The sequence below is a fragment of the Planococcus daihaiensis genome (assembly GCF_049262615.1).
GTDB lineage: Bacteria > Bacillota > Bacilli > Bacillales_A > Planococcaceae > Planococcus.
The window spans coordinates 1,434,708-1,453,382 of the sequence record NZ_CP175504.1; the positions used below are offsets into that span (position 1 = coordinate 1,434,708).

General features: G+C 46.9%; 21 protein-coding genes and 1 other annotated feature. Of the genes, 13 read left to right on the plus strand and 8 right to left on the minus strand.

Annotated features, from left to right (window positions below; genetic code table 11):
- The first annotated feature begins 166 nt into the window (after positions 1-166).
- From DHX103_RS06800 to DHX103_RS06810, 3 genes are all read left to right on the plus strand, one after another.
- Positions 167-556: a MerR family transcriptional regulator gene (locus DHX103_RS06800; RefSeq protein ID WP_422124519.1), complete on the plus strand. Its 390-nt coding sequence runs from the start codon at positions 167-169 to the stop codon at positions 554-556.
- Positions 557-591: 35 nt separating this feature from the next.
- Entirely contained in the window at positions 592-1,893 is a 1,302-nt protein-coding gene (locus tag DHX103_RS06805) for a hemolysin family protein (protein ID WP_422124520.1), read from the plus strand.
- A 66-nt stretch (positions 1,894-1,959) separates the two neighbouring features.
- A complete protein-coding gene (locus DHX103_RS06810) occupies positions 1,960-3,018 on the plus strand; it encodes a hemolysin family protein (protein ID WP_422124521.1) in 1,059 nt (352 codons plus the stop codon).
- A gap of 100 nt (positions 3,019-3,118) precedes the next feature.
- Here the strand turns inward: DHX103_RS06810 and DHX103_RS06815 are convergent, their stop codons facing one another.
- Complete coding sequence (locus DHX103_RS06815; RefSeq protein WP_422124522.1) at positions 3,119-3,571, minus strand: SRPBCC family protein; 453 nt, start codon at positions 3,569-3,571, stop codon at positions 3,119-3,121.
- A 106-nt stretch (positions 3,572-3,677) separates the two neighbouring features.
- Here DHX103_RS06815 and DHX103_RS06820 point away from each other — a divergent pair, with 106 nt between their 5' ends.
- Complete coding sequence (locus DHX103_RS06820) at positions 3,678-4,145, plus strand: immunoglobulin-like domain-containing protein (protein ID WP_422124523.1); 468 nt, start codon at positions 3,678-3,680, stop codon at positions 4,143-4,145.
- Between the two features lie 99 nt (positions 4,146-4,244).
- Here DHX103_RS06820 and DHX103_RS06825 read toward each other — a convergent pair whose 3' ends face one another.
- Entirely contained in the window at positions 4,245-4,805 is a 561-nt protein-coding gene (locus DHX103_RS06825) for a hypothetical protein (RefSeq protein WP_422124524.1), read from the minus strand.
- A 227-nt stretch (positions 4,806-5,032) separates the two neighbouring features.
- Positions 5,033-5,284: a hypothetical protein gene (locus tag DHX103_RS06830; protein ID WP_422124525.1), complete on the minus strand. Its 252-nt coding sequence runs from the start codon at positions 5,282-5,284 to the stop codon at positions 5,033-5,035.
- 252 nt (positions 5,285-5,536) lie between these two features.
- Positions 5,537-5,748: a binding site (T-box leader), on the plus strand.
- Positions 5,749-5,828: 80 nt separating this feature from the next.
- Between DHX103_RS06830 and trpE the strand changes: the two genes are divergently transcribed.
- Positions 5,829-7,169, plus strand: coding sequence for an anthranilate synthase component I (gene trpE / locus DHX103_RS06835; protein WP_422124526.1), 1,341 nt, complete (start codon positions 5,829-5,831; stop codon positions 7,167-7,169).
- The gene (locus DHX103_RS06840; protein WP_422124527.1) at positions 7,166-7,735 is read left to right on the plus strand and encodes an anthranilate synthase component II; all 570 of its coding nucleotides are present in this window, start codon (positions 7,166-7,168) and stop codon (positions 7,733-7,735) included. Before trpE ends, DHX103_RS06840 begins: the two co-directional genes overlap by 4 nt.
- Positions 7,736-7,810: 75 nt before the next feature.
- Here the strand turns inward: DHX103_RS06840 and DHX103_RS06845 are convergent, their stop codons facing one another.
- The 4 genes from DHX103_RS06845 to DHX103_RS06860 all read right to left on the minus strand — a co-directional run bounded on the left by DHX103_RS06845 (position 7,811) and on the right by DHX103_RS06860 (position 10,185).
- Complete coding sequence (locus DHX103_RS06845) at positions 7,811-8,155, minus strand: DUF6176 family protein (protein ID WP_422124528.1); 345 nt, start codon at positions 8,153-8,155, stop codon at positions 7,811-7,813.
- 39 nt (positions 8,156-8,194) lie between these two features.
- On the minus strand, positions 8,195-8,968 hold the full coding sequence (locus DHX103_RS06850) for a GNAT family N-acetyltransferase (RefSeq protein WP_422124529.1): 774 nt from the start codon (positions 8,966-8,968) through the stop codon (positions 8,195-8,197).
- A gap of 24 nt (positions 8,969-8,992) precedes the next feature.
- Positions 8,993-9,325: a hypothetical protein gene (locus DHX103_RS06855; RefSeq protein ID WP_422124530.1), complete on the minus strand. Its 333-nt coding sequence runs from the start codon at positions 9,323-9,325 to the stop codon at positions 8,993-8,995.
- Between the two features lie 104 nt (positions 9,326-9,429).
- Positions 9,430-10,185 (minus strand): hypothetical protein, encoded by a 756-nt coding sequence (locus DHX103_RS06860; protein ID WP_422124531.1) that lies wholly within the window; start codon positions 10,183-10,185, stop codon positions 9,430-9,432.
- A gap of 477 nt (positions 10,186-10,662) precedes the next feature.
- On the opposite strand from DHX103_RS06860, the gene DHX103_RS06865 reads away from it, so the two are divergent.
- From DHX103_RS06865 to DHX103_RS06895, 7 genes are all read left to right on the plus strand, one after another.
- Positions 10,663-10,875, plus strand: coding sequence for a helix-turn-helix transcriptional regulator (locus DHX103_RS06865; protein WP_422124532.1), 213 nt, complete (start codon positions 10,663-10,665; stop codon positions 10,873-10,875).
- Entirely contained in the window at positions 10,865-11,560 is a 696-nt protein-coding gene (locus tag DHX103_RS06870; RefSeq protein ID WP_422124533.1) for a hypothetical protein, read from the plus strand. The genes DHX103_RS06865 and DHX103_RS06870 overlap by 11 nt, the downstream gene beginning before the upstream one ends.
- Before the next feature lie 270 nt (positions 11,561-11,830).
- Positions 11,831-12,553, plus strand: coding sequence for a GntR family transcriptional regulator (locus DHX103_RS06875; protein WP_422124534.1), 723 nt, complete (start codon positions 11,831-11,833; stop codon positions 12,551-12,553).
- Positions 12,554-12,558: 5 nt separating this feature from the next.
- Positions 12,559-13,692, plus strand: coding sequence for an iron-containing alcohol dehydrogenase (locus tag DHX103_RS06880; RefSeq protein WP_422124535.1), 1,134 nt, complete (start codon positions 12,559-12,561; stop codon positions 13,690-13,692).
- A 3-nt stretch (positions 13,693-13,695) separates the two neighbouring features.
- The gene (locus DHX103_RS06885; RefSeq protein ID WP_422124536.1) at positions 13,696-15,444 is read left to right on the plus strand and encodes a thiamine pyrophosphate-binding protein; all 1,749 of its coding nucleotides are present in this window, start codon (positions 13,696-13,698) and stop codon (positions 15,442-15,444) included.
- A gap of 3 nt (positions 15,445-15,447) precedes the next feature.
- Positions 15,448-16,365, plus strand: a complete 918-nt coding sequence (locus DHX103_RS06890) for a bile acid:sodium symporter family protein (RefSeq protein ID WP_422124537.1) — start codon at positions 15,448-15,450, stop codon at positions 16,363-16,365.
- Positions 16,362-17,327 carry an SDR family oxidoreductase gene (locus tag DHX103_RS06895; protein WP_422124538.1) on the plus strand — a complete coding sequence of 322 codons (966 nt, stop codon included), beginning with the start codon at positions 16,362-16,364 and terminating at the stop codon, positions 17,325-17,327. Before DHX103_RS06890 ends, DHX103_RS06895 begins: the two co-directional genes overlap by 4 nt.
- Positions 17,328-17,436: 109 nt before the next feature.
- On the opposite strand, the gene DHX103_RS06900 is transcribed toward DHX103_RS06895, so the two are convergent.
- A complete protein-coding gene (locus tag DHX103_RS06900) occupies positions 17,437-18,609 on the minus strand; it encodes an FAD/NAD(P)-binding protein (RefSeq protein WP_422124539.1) in 1,173 nt (390 codons plus the stop codon).
- Positions 18,610-18,675 lie beyond the last annotated feature (66 nt).

Consider the following 18,675-nt stretch of genomic DNA (forward strand, 5'->3'; position numbering starts at 1 on the left):
GCACCATCCAAATAAAAACAACAAGTACTTTTTGTCGTAATTGTGGCAAGTTTCACACATTTTCTTTTTATTTTTATAAACCATCACATCCCACTGTATGGTTTTGATTATTATATGGTAGTATATTCTAAATTGGACTGGGGGTGTTTACGTTGGGAAGGGCTTAATGAAGATCGGTGAAGTCGCAAAACAGAGTGGCGTGTCCACAAGAACCATTGATTATTATACAAATTCGGGCTTGTTGGAATTTGAACGTTCGGACGCCAATTACCGGCTTTACCCGACCAATGTTCTGCAGACACTCGAACGGATTCAAGTTTTGAAAAAACAGCGCATGTCCATCGCGGAGATTCAGGAAATCATTTGTGCAGGTGATACGCCGGAAACGGACGAACTGGTTGATGAAGTCCTCGACGAATTCAAAGGGCTGCAGCAAAAGATCATCCGGCTGGAAGAACAGCTTCAGGATGCACCGGCTCATGCGAAGACGCAAGTGAGCAAAGCACTGGCAACCCAGATGGCTGCCATCACGGCCTTGCTCGCTTTGCTTCAATAAACCTCGGAGGTGAATCCCTTTTTAAGGGAATATAAGTGGATATAATTACGATACTGAACTTACTATTATTGGTCGTCCTACTCGGACTGACAGCATTTTTTGTTGGCTCAGAGTTTGCGGTCGTCAAAATCAGGATGTCACGTCTCGATCAACTGATTGCAGAAGGCAATAAAAAAGCGGTTATGGCAAAAAGAGTGGCAGAGAACCTGGATTATTACCTGTCCGCCTGCCAATTGGGTATTACGGTTACAGCACTTGGACTTGGTGCGCTCGGTAAACCGACAGTTGAACGGTTAATGTACCCAATTTTTGATTTCTTTGCAGTGTCAGATTCCGTTGCATCGGCATCTTCTTACGCCATCGCGTTCCTTCTTGTCACTTACCTTCACGTCGTTGTAGGTGAAATGGCACCTAAAACACTGGCAATCGAATTTGCTGAGAAAATGTCATTGCTTCTTGCCCCTTACCTTTATTGGTTCGGACAGGTCATGAAGCCTTTCATCTGGACATTGAACGGAGCTGCGCGGATCCTATTGCGCACATTTGGTGTACAGCCCGGGCTTGAACAAGCCTATTCGGAAGAGGAATTGAAAATCGTCATGGCGCAAAGTTTTGAAGGCGGCGCCATCAATGAAACCGAACTTTCCTATATGGAAAATGTTTTTACGTTCGATGAGCGGGCCGCAAAAGAAATAATGGTGCCGCGTACCGAACTGGTGACGCTCGACAAAGATATGCCGTTGGAAGAAATCGTTCAGATTCTCGATGAAAATAATTACACGCGCTACCCGGTCACAGAGGACGGCGACAAAGACCGCATCATCGGTTTTGTCAGCGCCAAAAAGATGCTGCCGCACATTGTAGCGGGACGTCCATGGGAACTCCAAAACTTTGTAAGAGAATTGCCGACTGTCTTCGAGATGACGGGTTTGCAGAAAGCCTTGCTGAAAATGCAGTACTCACGCGTGCATATCGCATTGGTAGCGGATGAATACGGCGGAACCGCTGGAATAATCACGATGGAAGACCTTTTGGAGGAAATCGTCGGAGAAATCCGCGATGAATTTGATGCAGACGAAGTGCCGGATATCAGCAAAGTCGACGAAACCGATTACATGATCAACGGCCGTGTGTTGCTGCGAGACCTCGAAGACCGTTTTGGGCTGGAGTTTGAAGAAAGCGAAGAGATCGATACGATCGGCGGCTGGGTTCATTTCAAGAGTGCAGGTGACATCCAGACAGGTGATACCGTCACCGGCGACAATGGCATCTGGACTGTGGTTGAGATGGATCATCAGCAGATCAAGCAGGTGCTTTTCCACCCTAAATCTTCTTAAATTTTAACTCAAATGACAGAAAGAATTATTACACGGAGGTGAATCCCTCTTCTGGAGGGAACCATATTGGATGGACAAATAATTATCAATTTACTGCTCGTTGCGCTGATGATTGCGGGAACAGCATTCTTTGTCGGTGCTGAATTCGCCATTTTGAAAGTGCGGATGTCCAGAATCGACCAGTTAATTTCAGAAGGAAATAAAAAAGCAATTCGCGCCAAAGAAGTGGCTCATAATCTGGATTTTTATCTGTCAGCCTGTCAGCTCGGAATCACCGTAACGGCTTTAATCCTCGGTGCTCTGGGTGAACCGACAGTCGAACGGCTGTTGCGCCCTGCGTTTGATAATTTTGAAGTGCCAGCTGCACTCGCAACCGTTCTCTCGTATGCAATTGCTTTAAGTATTGTCACTTTCCTCCATGTAGTCATCGGGGAATTGGCACCTAAAACACTGGCAATCCAATACGCAGAGCGTATGACTTTGCTGCTTGCCCCTCCGCTTTACTGGTTCGGTAAAATCATGGGACCATTCATCTTTGTATTGAACGGTTCTGCCCGATTATTACTTAGAGCTTTCAATGTCAGACCCGCCGGACATGAACAACCTCATACAGAAGAAGAATTGAAGCTCATCATGGCGGAAAGTTTCCAGGGCGGCGAGATCAACCAGACCGAATTGACTTACCTGAAGAACATTTTTGCCTTCGATGACCGTGTGGTTAAGCACATCATGATTCCGCGGGAACAGATGGTATCAGTCGACCGAGGATTTTCCCGTTCGGAGTTTTTCGAGAAATTGGATGACCATGAATTCACACGTTATCCAGTGACGGAAGCCGGCAATAAAGACAAGCTGATCGGCTACATCAATACAAAAGAGCTCCTGACCAGCATGGCTGCTGGGCGAGAGCAGGAACCTGCAACATTTATCCACGAGATGCCAAGTTTCACTGAAAATACGCCAATCCAAAAAGTGCTGACAAAAATGCAACTAAGCAGTACACATATGGCGGCCGTTATCTCAACAGACGGCAAAACGACTGTCGGGTTAGTGACGATGGAGGATATTCTGGAGGAAATCGTCGGCGAAATCAGCGATGAGTCCATTGATGTGGAGCCGGTTTAAGGGTTATCACCTTCATATTAAATATAAATTCAAAAAAACAGGCTAGGGAAATGTTTCTTCCCTGCCTGTTTTTCTTTGCATAAGTATCAAGCCAGCTGCATTATCTGCTTTCCGCTATCCGTTTCAGCTCCATCGCCCGCTCCGCAATAAACCGGTTCATATATTTCTCCAGAAACAAGCGGTCCGCAATTTTCCCCAGAAAGCCAAGTGGCGAACGGTACACAAACCGGTCCTTCATAATCGTGCCGCTCCCTTTTCCAATAAACTCATGAGTATGCACAAATGAATGAAACGCACCTTTCACCATAACATCCGTAAAGCTATCAGGCTTTTCCATTGCGATGATTTGAGCGGTCAATTTCTGCTTCACCCCAAGGTGAGTGGCTTCCCACGTGACCGAATCCCCTTTTTCCATCAATCCCGATGTGACTCCTGCAATCGCCCGTTCTTTTGTTTTGGCTGTGGTTTCGGTATGGACATCAACGTTTCTCGCGAGGTCAAAACAAACTTCAATGGGCGCATCAATATATATTTCGTGTTCTATAACCGGCATATTGCGTTGGCTCCTTCCAGTACTGCTCGTCGATTCATTGTAAAATAAAGATTATCGTAACGTAAGCCTTCCTAAAACGACTTATCTATAAAAGGGGGACTCAACCATGCGCTCCATGAAGTTATTACTCTTTCTATCGATTATAATCGTCTTGCTGACTGCCTGCATCGGACAGGACCCCACTACTTTGGAACAGCCGTCTTCTTATGGTGATTTGCCAAGCGAATTCCAGGAGCAAGATGTCTCCATCCAGATTTCAAGCGACCAGGAATCCTACTCCCTTCCTGTTAAGCAGCTCCATTTGATCATCGAAAACACAGGCAGCACCGAGCTTGTCTTCGGCAGCGCCATCTATCTCGAAAAACTTGAAGACGATGGGTGGTACCAAATCCCTTATAAAAATATGGCTTTCACTGATATCGGAATCCTCTTGGCCCCCGGTGGGACGCATCTGGATGAAGTTCCGGTGGACCAGCTCCACTACCAGCTGCAGGAAGGCACTTACCGAATCGTGAAAGAATTTTATAACGAGTCCCAGCAAACGGTGCTGGCTGCTGAGTTTGAAATTGAGTAGCCCTATATAGTTCAACTAAAGCCCTAATACAGAAGAGAGCCCCAACCGACTGGCGCTCTCTTCTGCTGCTTTTATTAATAAAACCATTCTATAGATTAGTTACATATCTGCTTCTTCAATTACTGTGCCGATCATTTCAAAGGCTTTCTCGCGGGTAAGGTCTTCATCCAATGCGAATTCGAAAGTATAAGAACCTGCTTCCGCATTAAAGAAAGCCATCAAGAAATCATTCCCTCCGCTGTTGGCTTCCTGGTATAGCACATCCACTCCGTTGATAGTTTCCGTTTCATGGCTGCCATCCCCACTGAATACTTCAAGTTCGTTGTAAGCAATATTGAAAAAACTGGATTCACTTTCGTACACACCATATATTACTTCTGAACCCGCGTTCTCTTCATACTTGGCAATATCTTCATCGCTCAATAATGCCCCTTTTTCACTGGCATAGTTCACATGCAGTTCCGTTACACTGCCCATTGGCACCGAAACGAGTTCAGCAGAGACCATCGGATATTCCGCAAACTCCGGCACCGCAACTTTTGCCTCAAACTCTTCTTCTGCCCGGTCCTCAATAGCACTCGTCGAATCAGCTGCTTCAGAAGAGCAGGCGGCGAGAATGAAGAACGGCAGTAACAATAATAGATAGGTCTGTTTTTTCAATGGATCGGCCTCCTAAGTCATTATGTGGCAATTCAGGTATCATTCATGAATCCAATAAAATCATAATCCCCATTCACCTCTATAAAAGCTACTTCTATACTCCTCTTAAAAATCCTCTTAAAGTTTACAAATCAGAAACTAAATCCCATTCCACTATCTACTATATAAGGCGTTTTTTAAAGAGGATCTCTCAAATGTCACCTGCTATTATTTACCCTGTTCCAATGTCAGGCATCGACAGGCAGCAATGGCGGATCAGGTGTAAAGGCGTCAATTACTCCTGCAATAAGTATTATAGTCCATACAATAATGACAATGACATTGCCGATTCTTATCAGCTTAATCTGTATATCCGATAACTCCGGAATTTCCTTGTATCTCCACCGGGATAAAAAGAAATGACTTTCTTCCGGTTCATAGAGACCCCAAATGGAAAAAATATAAACAGGTATGGATAATACTATGAAAAAAAATAACATTGGTCCACTCCTCATTAAAGGTATATTACTTATACGATTCGTCTTAATAGAAGTTTCAATCTATTCTAGCAATGAATTAGTGATTACCATTTGAGACCACACAACCCGGCCGTTTTTAAAAGAGCGAACCCGTAAGCAACCAATTGACAAAGCACGCTCCCTTGCATAGAATAAGGACAAGCTTTTGTATGAATCATGGGAGAAGGCGCCGGGAGCGGCGTCGCCTGAGTACAGCCGAGCTGAGCATAGCAGAGTAAATCGTCGAATAGGAAAAGTAGCGCACAGCAGCCTCCAAAAGAGAGCCGGTGGCAGGTGAAAACCGGCGGGGCAAATGCGTGAAATGGACCTATGAGAGGCGTCCTGAAAATCAATTAGGGATGCTCGTTTCCCCGCGTTACTGGGGGCAAAGTGAAAGCCGCATTGGCTTTAACATGAGGTGGCACCGCGGTCAATCCGTCCTCTGCAAGGAACAGTCCTGTTCTTTGCAGAGGGCTTTTTTTATTGGCAGGCGTTGCCGAACTGAGACTAGAGGAGATGAGCAGAGATGGAAATCAGAAAGATTGAAGGAGATTCACTGACGCCGATTGCAGTGTTCAACCGGCTCCAAGGACCAAAGAAATGTTTGTTGGAAAGTTCATTGAAAACATCACACACGGGGCGCTATTCATTTATCGGTGCCGACCCGTCGAAAACATTCATCGGCGAAGGCAACCAATTGAGAGAAATCGATTGCAGGAGCGGACAGGAAACGCTTCATCAGGGAAAGCCGCTCGAGCTGCTGAAAGGTTTGGTGCCGACAGAGCTTGAGGACGTCGAAGGCTTGCCGTTCACTGGCGGTGCGCTCGGTTACATCGGCTACGACGCCATCGGGGCCTATGAACCGGTAGACCCGGCCCGGGTGAACAGCCTGCAGATGCCGGATATTCACTTGCATTATTACGAAACCATCGTCATATTTGACCACGTCAAGCATGACGTAACGATAGTGTCCAGAGATGGCAAAGCGGAGGAAGTCGAAGCACAATTGCAACTCTCAGAAGCGTCCGAAGACCCAGAATCACCGCAGCCGCTCGTGTTCCGTTCGAATACAGATGAGGCTTCCTATAAAGGTAAAGTAGCGCGTGCCAAAGAACATATCGAAAACGGCGACGTGTTTCAAATCGTCTTGTCGCAGCGTTTGTCCGCCGATTATGCGGGTGATCCTTTTACACTGTACCGAAAATTGCGCAAGCAGAACCCGTCACCGTATCAATTCTATATCGACTTTACGGATTACGCGGTGGTCGGGGCGTCGCCTGAGAGTTTATTGACCCTCCGCAATGGCCATATGGTGACCAACCCGATTGCCGGCACACGAAAACGCGGAGGGACCGAAGAAGAAGACGAGCGACTGGCCGCAGATTTGGAGCAAGATGAAAAGGAACAGGCGGAGCATAAGATGCTGGTCGATTTGAGCCGCAATGATGTGGGCCGTGTGGCGGCGATCGGTTCCGTGAAAATACCGAAATATATGGAAGTCGAGCGCTACCAACACGTCATGCATCTTGTTTCGGAAGTGACCGGCGACCTTGGCGACTCCATGCACCCGCTTGACGCGCTTGTTTCCTGTCTGCCGGCCGGTACCGTGTCAGGAGCTCCGAAAGTTCGCGCGATGCAATTGATCCAGCAGTTTGAAGAAGAACGCAGAGGCGTTTACGGCGGGGCGGTCGGATATCTCGGCAGCAATGGCAACCTCGACATGGCGCTCGCCATCCGAACATTTGTCGTCAAAGACGGCCAGGTCCATGTCCAAGCGGGCGCCGGCATCGTCTACGATTCGATTCCGCAGGCCGAATTTGAAGAAACTTTGCACAAAGCCCGTTCCCTGACGGAGGTGTTCGGATGATTCTCTTAATCGATCACTTCGATTCATTTACCTACAATATTTATCAGGCGGTGGCTGGGATGGGCTACGACGTGGAAGTGGTGCGCTACGGCGTGCTGACGGCAGAGGAAATTCTGGAAAAAGCGCCGGAAGCTATCATTCTATCCCCAGGCCCGGGGCATCCCGATGCAGCGCCGGAGTCCATTCGGCTCCTGCAGCTTGCCGGCGGTTCCGTTCCCGTCCTCGGCATTTGCCTCGGCCAACAGCTGATCGGCGCCGCTTTCGGTGGCACGATTATTCACGCCCCCATCATCCGCCACGGAAAAGTGTCCGCAATTTCACATGGCAATCGAGGCATCTTTTCCAAAATGGAGAATCCGCTTCCCGCGATGCGCTACCATTCGCTCGTGCTTGAAGCCGACTCGCTGCCCGATTGCCTTGAGGTCCAGGCAGTTGCCGATGATGATGGCACCATCATGGCGGTAAAACACCATGACTATCCGATTTACGGCATCCAATTCCATCCGGAGTCGATTGGGACGCCGGACGGGGACAAATTATTGCAAGGATTTTTGGATCGGATATGATTCATTGAATGTATAAAAAAGCGGAATTCCCACTCCATTTATGGGGCAAGAATTCCGCTTTTTATTTTTGAAATTTTATTTCATACTCGCCTGAACATTCGACGGAATCATAATCACTGACGCCGACAAATCAACTGCTGGAAATGTGATATCGATGCATTCATCCCAAAAAGCCAGATGCTTTTCGTCGATCCAGTGAGTGGACGTTTCCACCTCCTGGCCGCCTTCGCCCTGGATGGAATACCAATACAGATACTCTGCACAGTCGTTCGATTCCCGGAAAATTGTCTCTACGTACATCTTCTCTCCTTCTAGCGTGACCAGTACATCTTTCATATTGTCATTTAAAAATGCCAGCCATTCATCTACGACAGCTGACTTGCCTTCCTTTACGCGAAACTTCGTCAATTCAACATTCATTGTTTTTTTCTCCAATCTATTATTGAATAAATTATCATGCTATTTTTCAGTATCAATAAAATAGGTGTCATAAGCTTCTTTAAAGATGTAGCCCAACTTTTCAGCTAATTGGAGTGATTCAACATTCGCCGCATCCCAACTTGGATACAGACCATCCTCCAGACAGTCCAATATTAACGCAGAGGCCGTTACAGCCGCCAAACCTTTTCTTCGATATTCCGGATCTGTAGCAATTTCGATTTCTATCCCCTTATCAAAAATGCTGAAGGATGTCGCTGCCGAAACAACTTTGCCATCGAATAAAACCGCATAACCTTTGCCCCGTTGCAGAAAGTCATCAATAGAATCAAATTGGCTCACAAAGTCTTCAGACAGTTCGTTGAAAGACGTGCTGTTTGCGATATCCTTATCCACTTTTTTGATTTCGTAACCTTCTGGTATTGAGGACAATATTTGCTGAAAATGCGCTCTATCCAAATGTTCCGGATTCTTTTCCAAACTGTAGCGATGAAACTTTTCCATCCGGTTCCCATGAACCGCTTCAATCCGTTGCTTCCAATCGTCAGAATCCACGATTATCAGATTGTAATCCGGAAGATTATTCAGCATTTCCTCCGCCGCTTCCGTATCAGCATTCCCCGCATAGAAAACGAAGATTCCCACCATTATTTGGGCAACCCGCGGATTTTCTAGATCATCCACATAAGCCGTTCCCATATGCCCTTGGAGATACGATAGAGCAATCGTGCTATCGATGCCTTCAAACATGGGCACCAAAGCTCCTCTTATGTCGTCATTCGCTTCATAAATCATTCGATTCCTGCTTTCGAGAAAATATTATTTTACTGTCAAAACACTCAAGTGATCCGTCGTCGCAATTAAATCGATCCTTTTATCGTCCTTCTGGTAGATGGGTGTAAGCTCCCCTTCGACTTTCTGCCAGCCATCTAATTTCAATGCCAATCGATAGCTCCACGGAATGCCATGATCGCCCGACGCTTTTGACCAGTCAAAGTTCTTGCCGTATTTATTTTCTTCAACGAGCTCTGCATTTTGAGGAACCGGAAAACCTGATAATTCTGCGTCTGCTTTGTAATTTGAAAGAAGCATAAAAAGGCCTCCAATCAGAACCAGACAGCTTAATGCGATTGGCAAAATGGCTTTTTTCATAAAAAGAACCCCCTCAATATTTTATAAGATCCCGATAACGCAAATCGTATCGCTGGATCAGCACTTCTTCCACTACTGAAAATCCCGGAATGATCTGCCTGCCCTCAAGCATGGCTTCCCCCGTGCATGGAAAAATAATATGTACCGGCCTCATCAGTCAGGGTCCAGCCGTCGAAAACTGAACTTGCGTGAAAGATATCCAGGAAAATTCCGTCACATTGAACGATCAAAAATGGGCAGTTTTCATATAATTGAACATCCTGAATCGTTTTTCCGACCAGCAAGTCTACTACTGCTCCCCATTCGCTCTGATGGGATTGAATATCGGTTTCCCCTACCAAAACTCCATTCAAATCCCGAATGCGCCATGGACATTCAATAATGATTGCGCCCTTTTCAAATTGAACAATAAAGTTATTTTCGGTATCGATTCCCAGTACTTTTTGTCCAATAAACTCTTTGAATGTGATGCCGCTTGTTCGGCAATCCCAAAGTTTCCGGGCATTCTTAAGAATCATTTCATCGATCGTTTCCGCCGTATAGCCGTAGAAATTATTCCCATACTGGAAATCATCCGCAGCATCGCTTACTTCCTGCCATTCCATCTGCTCTTCGAAGAATTCATGCATGATGGTAAAATCGTAAATCTCTTTCACGATCGGTAGCGCATCCTTGTTCGGAAGCAACAACTTTGAATGCAGCTTTTTTAACTGATGCTCCAAACACTGATTTTTGGTAGGCACGTCCCCTGCTATACTGTTCATCGCCTCATCAAACATCTTTTCAACCTCAAATATATTCAGTTGCGCGCCCGTTCCCATAGCTGCCAATATTTTCACTTCCAGTGTATTTAAATCCAAATGATCAATTGCCCATTCTACATAATCTGCTGCCTCAACGGTAGCTGTATACCTCTTATAAAATAAATCCAATAGTTCTATGGGAAAAACCTCTTTTCAAATGTTTGTTTATTAATTGTTCATTAAGCCAATATTTCGTATTCTTTATTTATTATATCCTTTGTTGAAATAATTTACATTTTTAGACCAATCTTAAATTAATTATTATCCATCTGCCAAATGGAATTATTTAACTGATATAGAGATTGAATTCATTCAACTCTTTGGGAAGCGTTTGTACATGCCGAAGCGTCTTTAAAGCGGGATTTCAGAAAATGAGTGAAGATAAACAAACCGCAGTTCAACGGAGTGGTATTGCCGATAGAATTTGTATGAGAGACATTCAATTGTCAAACATGTTTGACAATTGAACTGTCTTTTATTACACTTAGGGTGTAAAAGGTTTTTTACACACTTACCCTGTAAAGGATGTTATCAATGAAAAATCAAATTAAGGGGTTACGTGAAAAGAAAAACATTTCGCAAGGCAAACTTGCAGACATGTGCAATGTCAGCAGGCAAACAATCAACGCAATCGAGAACAACAAGTATGATCCCAGTTTACAGTTAGCTTTTGATATGGCTAAAAATTTGGGAGTCACCGTGGATACGTTATTTCTTAATGAAGGTGGGGAAAAAAATGAAGAGTAGAAAGGTGTTTACCGTATTACTGGGTCTAGGGAGTATCGCGTTAATCGGCAATCTGATTTATCGGTTCTCCATGGGGCTACCGGTCGGATTTACGGAATTATTAATCTCAAGTCTTTTCTTATTTTATTTCCTATTTACAATCACATGGGGATCCCGGAAGAAGAAAAAGGATGGAATTTTACCCAGTGAAGAGTTGGGAAAAGAAATAGAAAAGAGGAGTGCTTCTCTAAGTTATTCTATACTTGTGGGTATCCTGTTTATCGGACTGATTATTGAAGGAATTGCCACTGGTACAGTTAATGTTAGTTTAATGGTTATATTTGGCCTTGCATTAGTATTACCTGCGTTATTGAGTTATATCCTAGCCCAAACCTATCAAATAAAGCCAAATATTGTGGGCAGGGCAGCTAATTGGATCAGCGAAGTAAATACAAACATTAGTCAAAAGGCAAAGCGCCGATTGTCGTGGATTTCCGCCTTCCTAATGGGCTTATTTATAATTCCTCCTTTGTTCGATGAGTCCAGGGGCTTTAATGATTTGTTGGTATATTTATTTGGTGAATCAGGTAATGGCAACTTTAATCCCTTTCCTTATTTGTTTACAGCAGTAATTATTGCTTTACTCAGCTATGGAATCTATCAAATTGAAGCAAGATCCAAAGAAGGCAGTAATGAAGAAAATTAAATCTGTTTACTGTAGCTCAATCAAAATATGGTTGGGCTATTTATATTCAAAAAAACAAAAAGCTTCACAAAAATTAGATAGAGAACAGACCGGGTAAGCTCATCAGGGGCACTTTTTTATGAATTCCCCTATATATAATCTGGTTTAATTTCTCTGCACAGAATTTTTAGAATAATTTAACATTTAGTCTAGCAATTCTCTATCACTGTCATTATAATAACTAGTATACCAACTGGTAGTGACGTCATGATGAATATAAGGGGGATTCGAATGTTCGATACAGACAGCCCTGTTCCCTATCATTTTCAGATAAGGGATTTATTGAAGAAAGAGATTGCAGACGGGGCGCATCAAGAAAAAGTACCCAGTGAGCGGGAGTTGATGGAACGCTTCGCTGTCAGCCGGACGACAATCCGTGAAGCGATCAATCATCTCGTCAATGATGGGATATTGGAAAAGGTGCACGGCAAGGGCACGTTCATCAAGCGCAATAAACAAGTGCACGAATGGCTGCACGCGCTCCACAGTTTGACCGATACGGTAAAAGGGATGGGCATGAAGCCGGGTTCGAAACTCCTGTTCAGCGGTGTGGTCGATGCACCGGATGCGATTGCTTTTTATATGAAGAAAGACCGTTTGCATTTGATCAAAAGGCTGCGGACAGCGGACGGCGAACCGATTGCGATCGAAAGCCATTATTATGCGACGGAACTGGGTGCCGCGCTGGAAAGATACGATTTACATAACATCACCATTTATGAAGTTTTGGAAAATGATCTGAATGTGACGATGCACGAAGCTGAGCAAGCCATAACTTGTAAGCCCTTACAAAGGGATGATGCTGAGGAACTGGAATTAGAACCGGGCGTCAACGGGCTGGTGGTCGACCGCCTGATTACAGATACGGCCGGGCAGCCGATTGAATATTACACCAGTGTCGTGAAGCCGGAAATGTATGTGTTCCGCCTCAAAATGACTCGGCAAGGACGGTGAGCCACATGATTTCAACGACGCACTTTGCGCCGCGAATCATTCACGGCGCCGGCAGCATCAACAAATTGGACGAGGCCTGCCAGGCGATTCAGGCTACTTCCCTTTTTGTAATGCTCAGTGATCGAACCAAACAGTCTTTAGCTAAAAATTTTGAACAGCTCACAGCAAATGGCATATCTCTTCACTTTTTCACTGATTTCCAAAGTGAACCGACGACCGATCATTTGGATAACGCATTAAGAAAATTTGAACAATCAGGGTCAGACGGCATCCTCGCGATTGGCGGCGGCACTGCGCTGGATCTTGCAAAAGCCTTATCCGTATTGACTGCGAACAAAAGACTCACGTTACGTGATATCGCACAGCAACAACACTTGGAAAAGATTCCACTGATTGCGGTGCCCACCACCGCCGGAACCGGCAGCGAAGTTACGAAGGTGACCGTCATCACGGATACCGTGCTAAAGCGCAAACTGAATCCGGGCCATCCCGCTTTGATTCCGGATGTCGTTCTACTGGATCCGGCATTGACGCTCAGCATGTCACCCAAAATCACTGCCGAAACCGGACTGGATGCGCTGGCTCACGCGATCGAAGCATATGTCTCCACCCGCGCCACAGCTATCAGTGATGCTTTCGCACTCGAAGCGATTCACTCCATCGGTGGAGCCATTCGGACCGCTTATCTTGAGCCGCAAAACTCGCAGGCGCGCGACGACATGCTTCGGGGCAGCTCCTTTGCGGGCCTCGCTTTCTCAAACAGTTCCACCAACCTGGCTCATGCGACGGCGCGCCCGCTTGGCACCCGATTTTCGCTGCCGCACGGCTTGAGTGTCGCGCTGATGCATCCGTATGTCATCGCTTTTGGATTGGACGCGGCACATGACCGCTATGCCGCCATTGCGGACACGCTCGGTACGGAAAGCGTCCTTGCATTTATTGAGGAACTGAATGTTTTATTTGAAATAAAAGAAGAAGCGAAAAAGCGTCTCGATTTGGATGAATTGAAAAATTCCATTCCGACTTTGGTGGAAGATGCACTGTCCGGCAATGGAATCGAAACAAACCGTAAAATTCCAACACGACAAGACATCACGGAAATTTACAAAAATCTGTTGACAGACTTAATGGGGGAATGAAAAATGGGAGAAATTACAGGCGGCGAAGTATTGGCAAGAATGCTGCAAATTGAAGGGGTTCAAAATGTATTCGGCATCATCGATGGGACGTATTTCGGGTTTTATTCCAAGCTCGAACCGCACGGCATAGAACTGGTAACACCGCGCCACGAAACGAGTGCGGCACATATGGCGGGCGCCTATGCCCGCGCCACGGGAAAATTAGGTGTCTGCATGGCAAGCAACGGTCCGGGCGTAGCGAATATTTTACCTGGCTTGGTGGTCGAGGAAGCGGAAGGAAATCGCGTCCTCGTCATCACAAGCTCGCGTCGCACCGGCATCATGTACCCGGACCGCGTTGGAACGTATCAATGCTTCAACCAATCCGGCGTCATTTCTCAACTGGCGAAATGGAGTGAAGCTGTACCTTCCTTTGATCGCATTCCGGAAATGATGCGGCGTGCGCTCCGCAAATGTTACGAAGGGCGTCCGGGGGTGGTACACCTCGATATTCCTGAAAATATCATCAACGGCAAATTCAAAGACGAGCCTGCTTTCTGGCAGCCGCATCAATACCGTTCCATGACCCAGCCGGAACCTTCCGATGCACAGGTCGATCAAACGGTGGAACTGCTGTTAAAAGCTAAATTCCCGATCATCCATGCGGGTTACGGCGTTCTTCATGCGCAGGCTTCCGAGGAACTTGAAAAAGCCGCCAAATTGCTAAACACTCTCGTAACGACAAGCTGGGCCGGACGCGGTGCGATTCCCGAAAGCAGTCCCCATGCCATGCCGATGATTCACATCGAAGCGAATAATAATATTCGCAATGAAGCCGATTTGGTGCTCGTGCTCGGCTCCCGCCTCGGCGAAACGGACTGGTGGGGCAAAGCGCCTTACTGGAACAAGGATCAGAAAGTGATTCAAGTCGATTTGGATCCAGGCATTCTGGGCGGCAACAAGCCCGTTGAACTCGCCATCCACGGCGACATCGCCAGCTTCTTGACAAAGCTTCGCAAAAAATTGGATACGAAAAAAGACCAATTAAATACAAGCGAAATGAAAAAATATATCGCACGTTTCGGCCAGGAACGCGCAAAGGACCGGAGGAAGCTGGATGAGAAACTTTCCGATACGTCGGTGCCGATGAATTCCGCCATTATTCCGGCCACTGTCCAACAGGTTTTCCCGAAAGACACGCCTGTCGTTTTTGATGGCGGCAACACAACCATCTGGGCAAACTTCTATTACCAGATTGAAAAGCCGGGTTCTGTGTTTTCGACTTTCAAATTCGGCATGCTTGGCGCCGGCACTGCACAGGCCCTCGGTGCCGCTGTTGCAAATCCCGGCAAACCGGTCGTCTGCATGATCGGCGACGGCGCGATGGGCTTCCATCCGCAGGAAATTGAAACGGCTGTGCGCAATAATCTTCAAGTGATTTACATCGTATTCTGCGACAAGCAATGGGGCATGGTGAAAATGAACCAGCATTTTGCCCTGAAACCGGTGAAGACGCTGATCAAAAAATCGCTCAGTGCGGAAGAAAGCATCAAATCAGATTTAGGGGAAATCGAATTTGATAAGCTCGCACAAAGCATGGGCGCTTACGGAGCTCGCGTCAGCGATCCAAATGATCTGCAGTTTGCTTTGGAACAGGCATACGCCACCGACAAATGCGCGGTAATCCATTGCGACGTCAATCCGGTTCAACATATGTGGGCGCCGGGTCTGAAATACTTCAAAGACTTACACGCCGAACCAAAGGGGAAATAAACCATGGGCATCGATGAGGTTCAACTCAATTTCAACCCGGCGACTTTGCTGTTGATGAATATTTTAATCGGCTTTATTATGTTCGGTGTCGCACTGGACTTGAAGCCCGTCGATTTTAAACGGACGCTGCGCTCACCCAAGCCATTCATTATTGGGCTGAGTGCGCAGTTTGTCATCATGCCGGCGCTGACGTTTTTGCTTGTGCTGATCCTGCAGCCGCAGCCCAGCATTGCCCTCGGCATGTTCCTGGTGGCTGCAGCACCAGGCGGAAACCTGTCGAATTTCCTGACGCACCTCGCAAAAGGCAATACGCCACTTTCCATCAGCATGTCTGCGGTATCCACCGCGTTCTCGTTGTTCATGACGCCTTTGAATGTGGTGCTGTGGGGCTCATTATACGGACCAACGCGTGAAATCCTGCGTTCTTTCATGATTCAGCCTATCGATCTCGTCCAGACGATTGTCATCCTGCTCGGCATCCCTTTGGCACTTGGGATGTATGTGAATCATAAGGCACCTCGCTGGTCATCAAAAGCCAGTCGATTCATGAAACGTTTTTCGATAGGATTTTTCCTGGTGTTTGTTGCCGGCGCTCTTGCGGCGAACTTCAATTACTTCCTGGAATTTGTCGGCATGGTGGTTCTGGCCGTATTCCTGCATAATATGATCGCCATTCTGACCGGGTATTTTACCGCCCGCGCGTTCAAACTGCCGGAACGGGATCGCCGGGCGATCGCCATTGAAATTGGCATCCAGAATTCGGGTCTCGCCCTCATCCTCGTTTTCAATTTCTTTGATGGCTTGGGCGGCATGGCGATTGTAGCCGCCTGGTGGTCGATCTGGCATATCGTGTCCGGTTTGGCGCTTGCAACATTCTGGTCCAAACGCCCAGCGCCAAAAAGGGAGAGTGTGACGGCATGAACATCTTAATAACAGGCGCTGCCGGCTATATCGGCAGCCAGCTTGTACAAAAACTGGAGAAGGAAATTTCGGCAAATACAAAAACGTGGCACATCATCGCGACGGATATCCGAGACCAGCCCCAGTATGAACTAGGTTCACATACGAGCTATCACAAAATGGACGTCCGCGCTCCAGAATTTACGGAGTTTATGAAGAATCAGGAAATCGATACCGTCGTGCACCTGGCAACCATTGTGACCCCCGGCAAGAAGAGCAATCGAGAATTTGAGTATTCCGTAGACGTCCTTGGCACCAAAAATGTTTTGGAAGCCTGTATAGCCGCCGGAGTGAAACGGATTGTCGTGACTTCGAGCGGTGCGGCATATGGCTATCATGCCGATAATCCGGAATGGCTGACGGAAACGGATCGTTTAAGAGGCAACGAGGAATTTGCCTATTCACACCATAAGCGGCTGGGTGAAGAAATGATGACGGATTACCGCGATAAGCATCCGGAACTTGAGCAAGTCATTTTCCGCATCGGGACCATCCTCGGCCAGAATGTGAACAATCAAATCACAGCACTTTTCGAGAAACCGTTTGTTCTCGGCATCCGGGGATCCGAAAGTCCATTTGTCTTCATCTGGGATCAGGATGTCGTCGCTTGTCTGATCCAGGCAATCTCGAATGCCACAACCGGTGTGTTCAATGTCGCCGGCGACGGCGCTTTAACCATCACCGATTTAGGACGACTGCTCGAAAAAAAAGTGATGCGCTTGCCGGCAGGTCTGGTGAAAAACGGATTGTTCGTGTTGAAACGCTTGAACCTGACGCAATACGGCGAAGATCAGATCAATTTCCTTCGATACCGGCCAGTATTGGATAATACCCGCCTGAAGCAGGAGTTCGGCTTTACACCAACCTTCACATCGCGGCAAGTTTTTGAGAATTACATTTCGAAGAACTGGCCAAGCAAATAATCAGTAAAAGGCACTGTCCGATTTTTCGGGCAGTGCCTTTTCTATGGGGATTTTCAATTCTATTGTCTGGAAATATAGACACGATCAAAGGGATTGTGGAGCCAGACGATTAGGCTTGGATGATACGCTCAGCTGCCTGCCGGGCGCCGGAAATATTTTTGGCGATCGGCCCGATTTCGAGTTCTGCCAACGAGCCCATTACATAGAGATTCTGTCCCCATTGCAAATTGCCATTGACGATAGGGAATCCGCAATTTGCACATTGGAGTCCGTTTTCTTTGATGACCGATGGCAGCCAATTTCCTCCCGGCATCATCGACTCGAAGCCGGTTGCCAATAGGACCGTCCCGCTCCGGTGAATCATCCGGCCTGTCTCGTCATACAGCTGGATTGCGTCTTTTTCAAATCGGGCATGATGGATTTGCATTTCTTCGACGCGCAGCTTATTTTTCCGTTTTTGATGCAGCAGCTTGGTGTACAAATCGCGGGGAATCGAACCTTTGTGGCGTGCCTGCGCTATCAGCTTGCGCCGCTTTTGATAAGACCCAGCTTTGCGAAAAGGAATTTGCTCCTTTGGCCCCAGCCAGCCGGGGTCACTGTCAAAATCGTGGATGCGGAACGGATGCCGCTTCAGCAACGTCACCTGTTCCGGAAACAGCGCGCTCAACTTCATCGCCAAATGGACCGCTGTGATCCCTCCGCCAATAACCGTAAAAGGCGCTTTCATTTCCCCGAAATCAGGAAGAGCCGGATCGAAAATATGATGGACCGGCGCCTGGAATTGGTCTTTTAACGCCACAGCCCATTCCGGCCAGCTGAGCTGTTCACTGTTGCCAATGGCCAGCACCAGATTTTCTCCCTGTATCTTTTCCGCATTTTGCAGATGAACCTGCCAACCTGCTGTGATTTTGCTGACGGCTTCCACCGCTCCTTGGACCCATGCCTGCTCCAACTCCAAATCGTTGATGAGATGATCGCAATGGTTTTCAAACAAGAGCAGCGATGGCCGTTTATATCTTCCATAGAAAGAGGCGGCTTCGCTGGCAACATTTTTTTTGCCGAATGCGTCCAAGCTGAATGGATTCACGTCCAAATGATGAACAGCCGGCGAACGCAAATAAGGCATGGAGATAACATTGGTGCAGCGCCGCCAATTGGCCAGCGGTTCCGCATGCTGGTCGATGATTATCAGATCTTCGACGGCAAGCTTCTTCTGTTTGATCAAATAACTCGCCATTGTTATCCCTTGAATTCCGCCGCCGACAATTATCCATTTGAACATGTTTCAGCACTCCTTCCCAATGCACGGCTCCATTATTTATTTTTATGAAATTCGTTCAAGAATCGT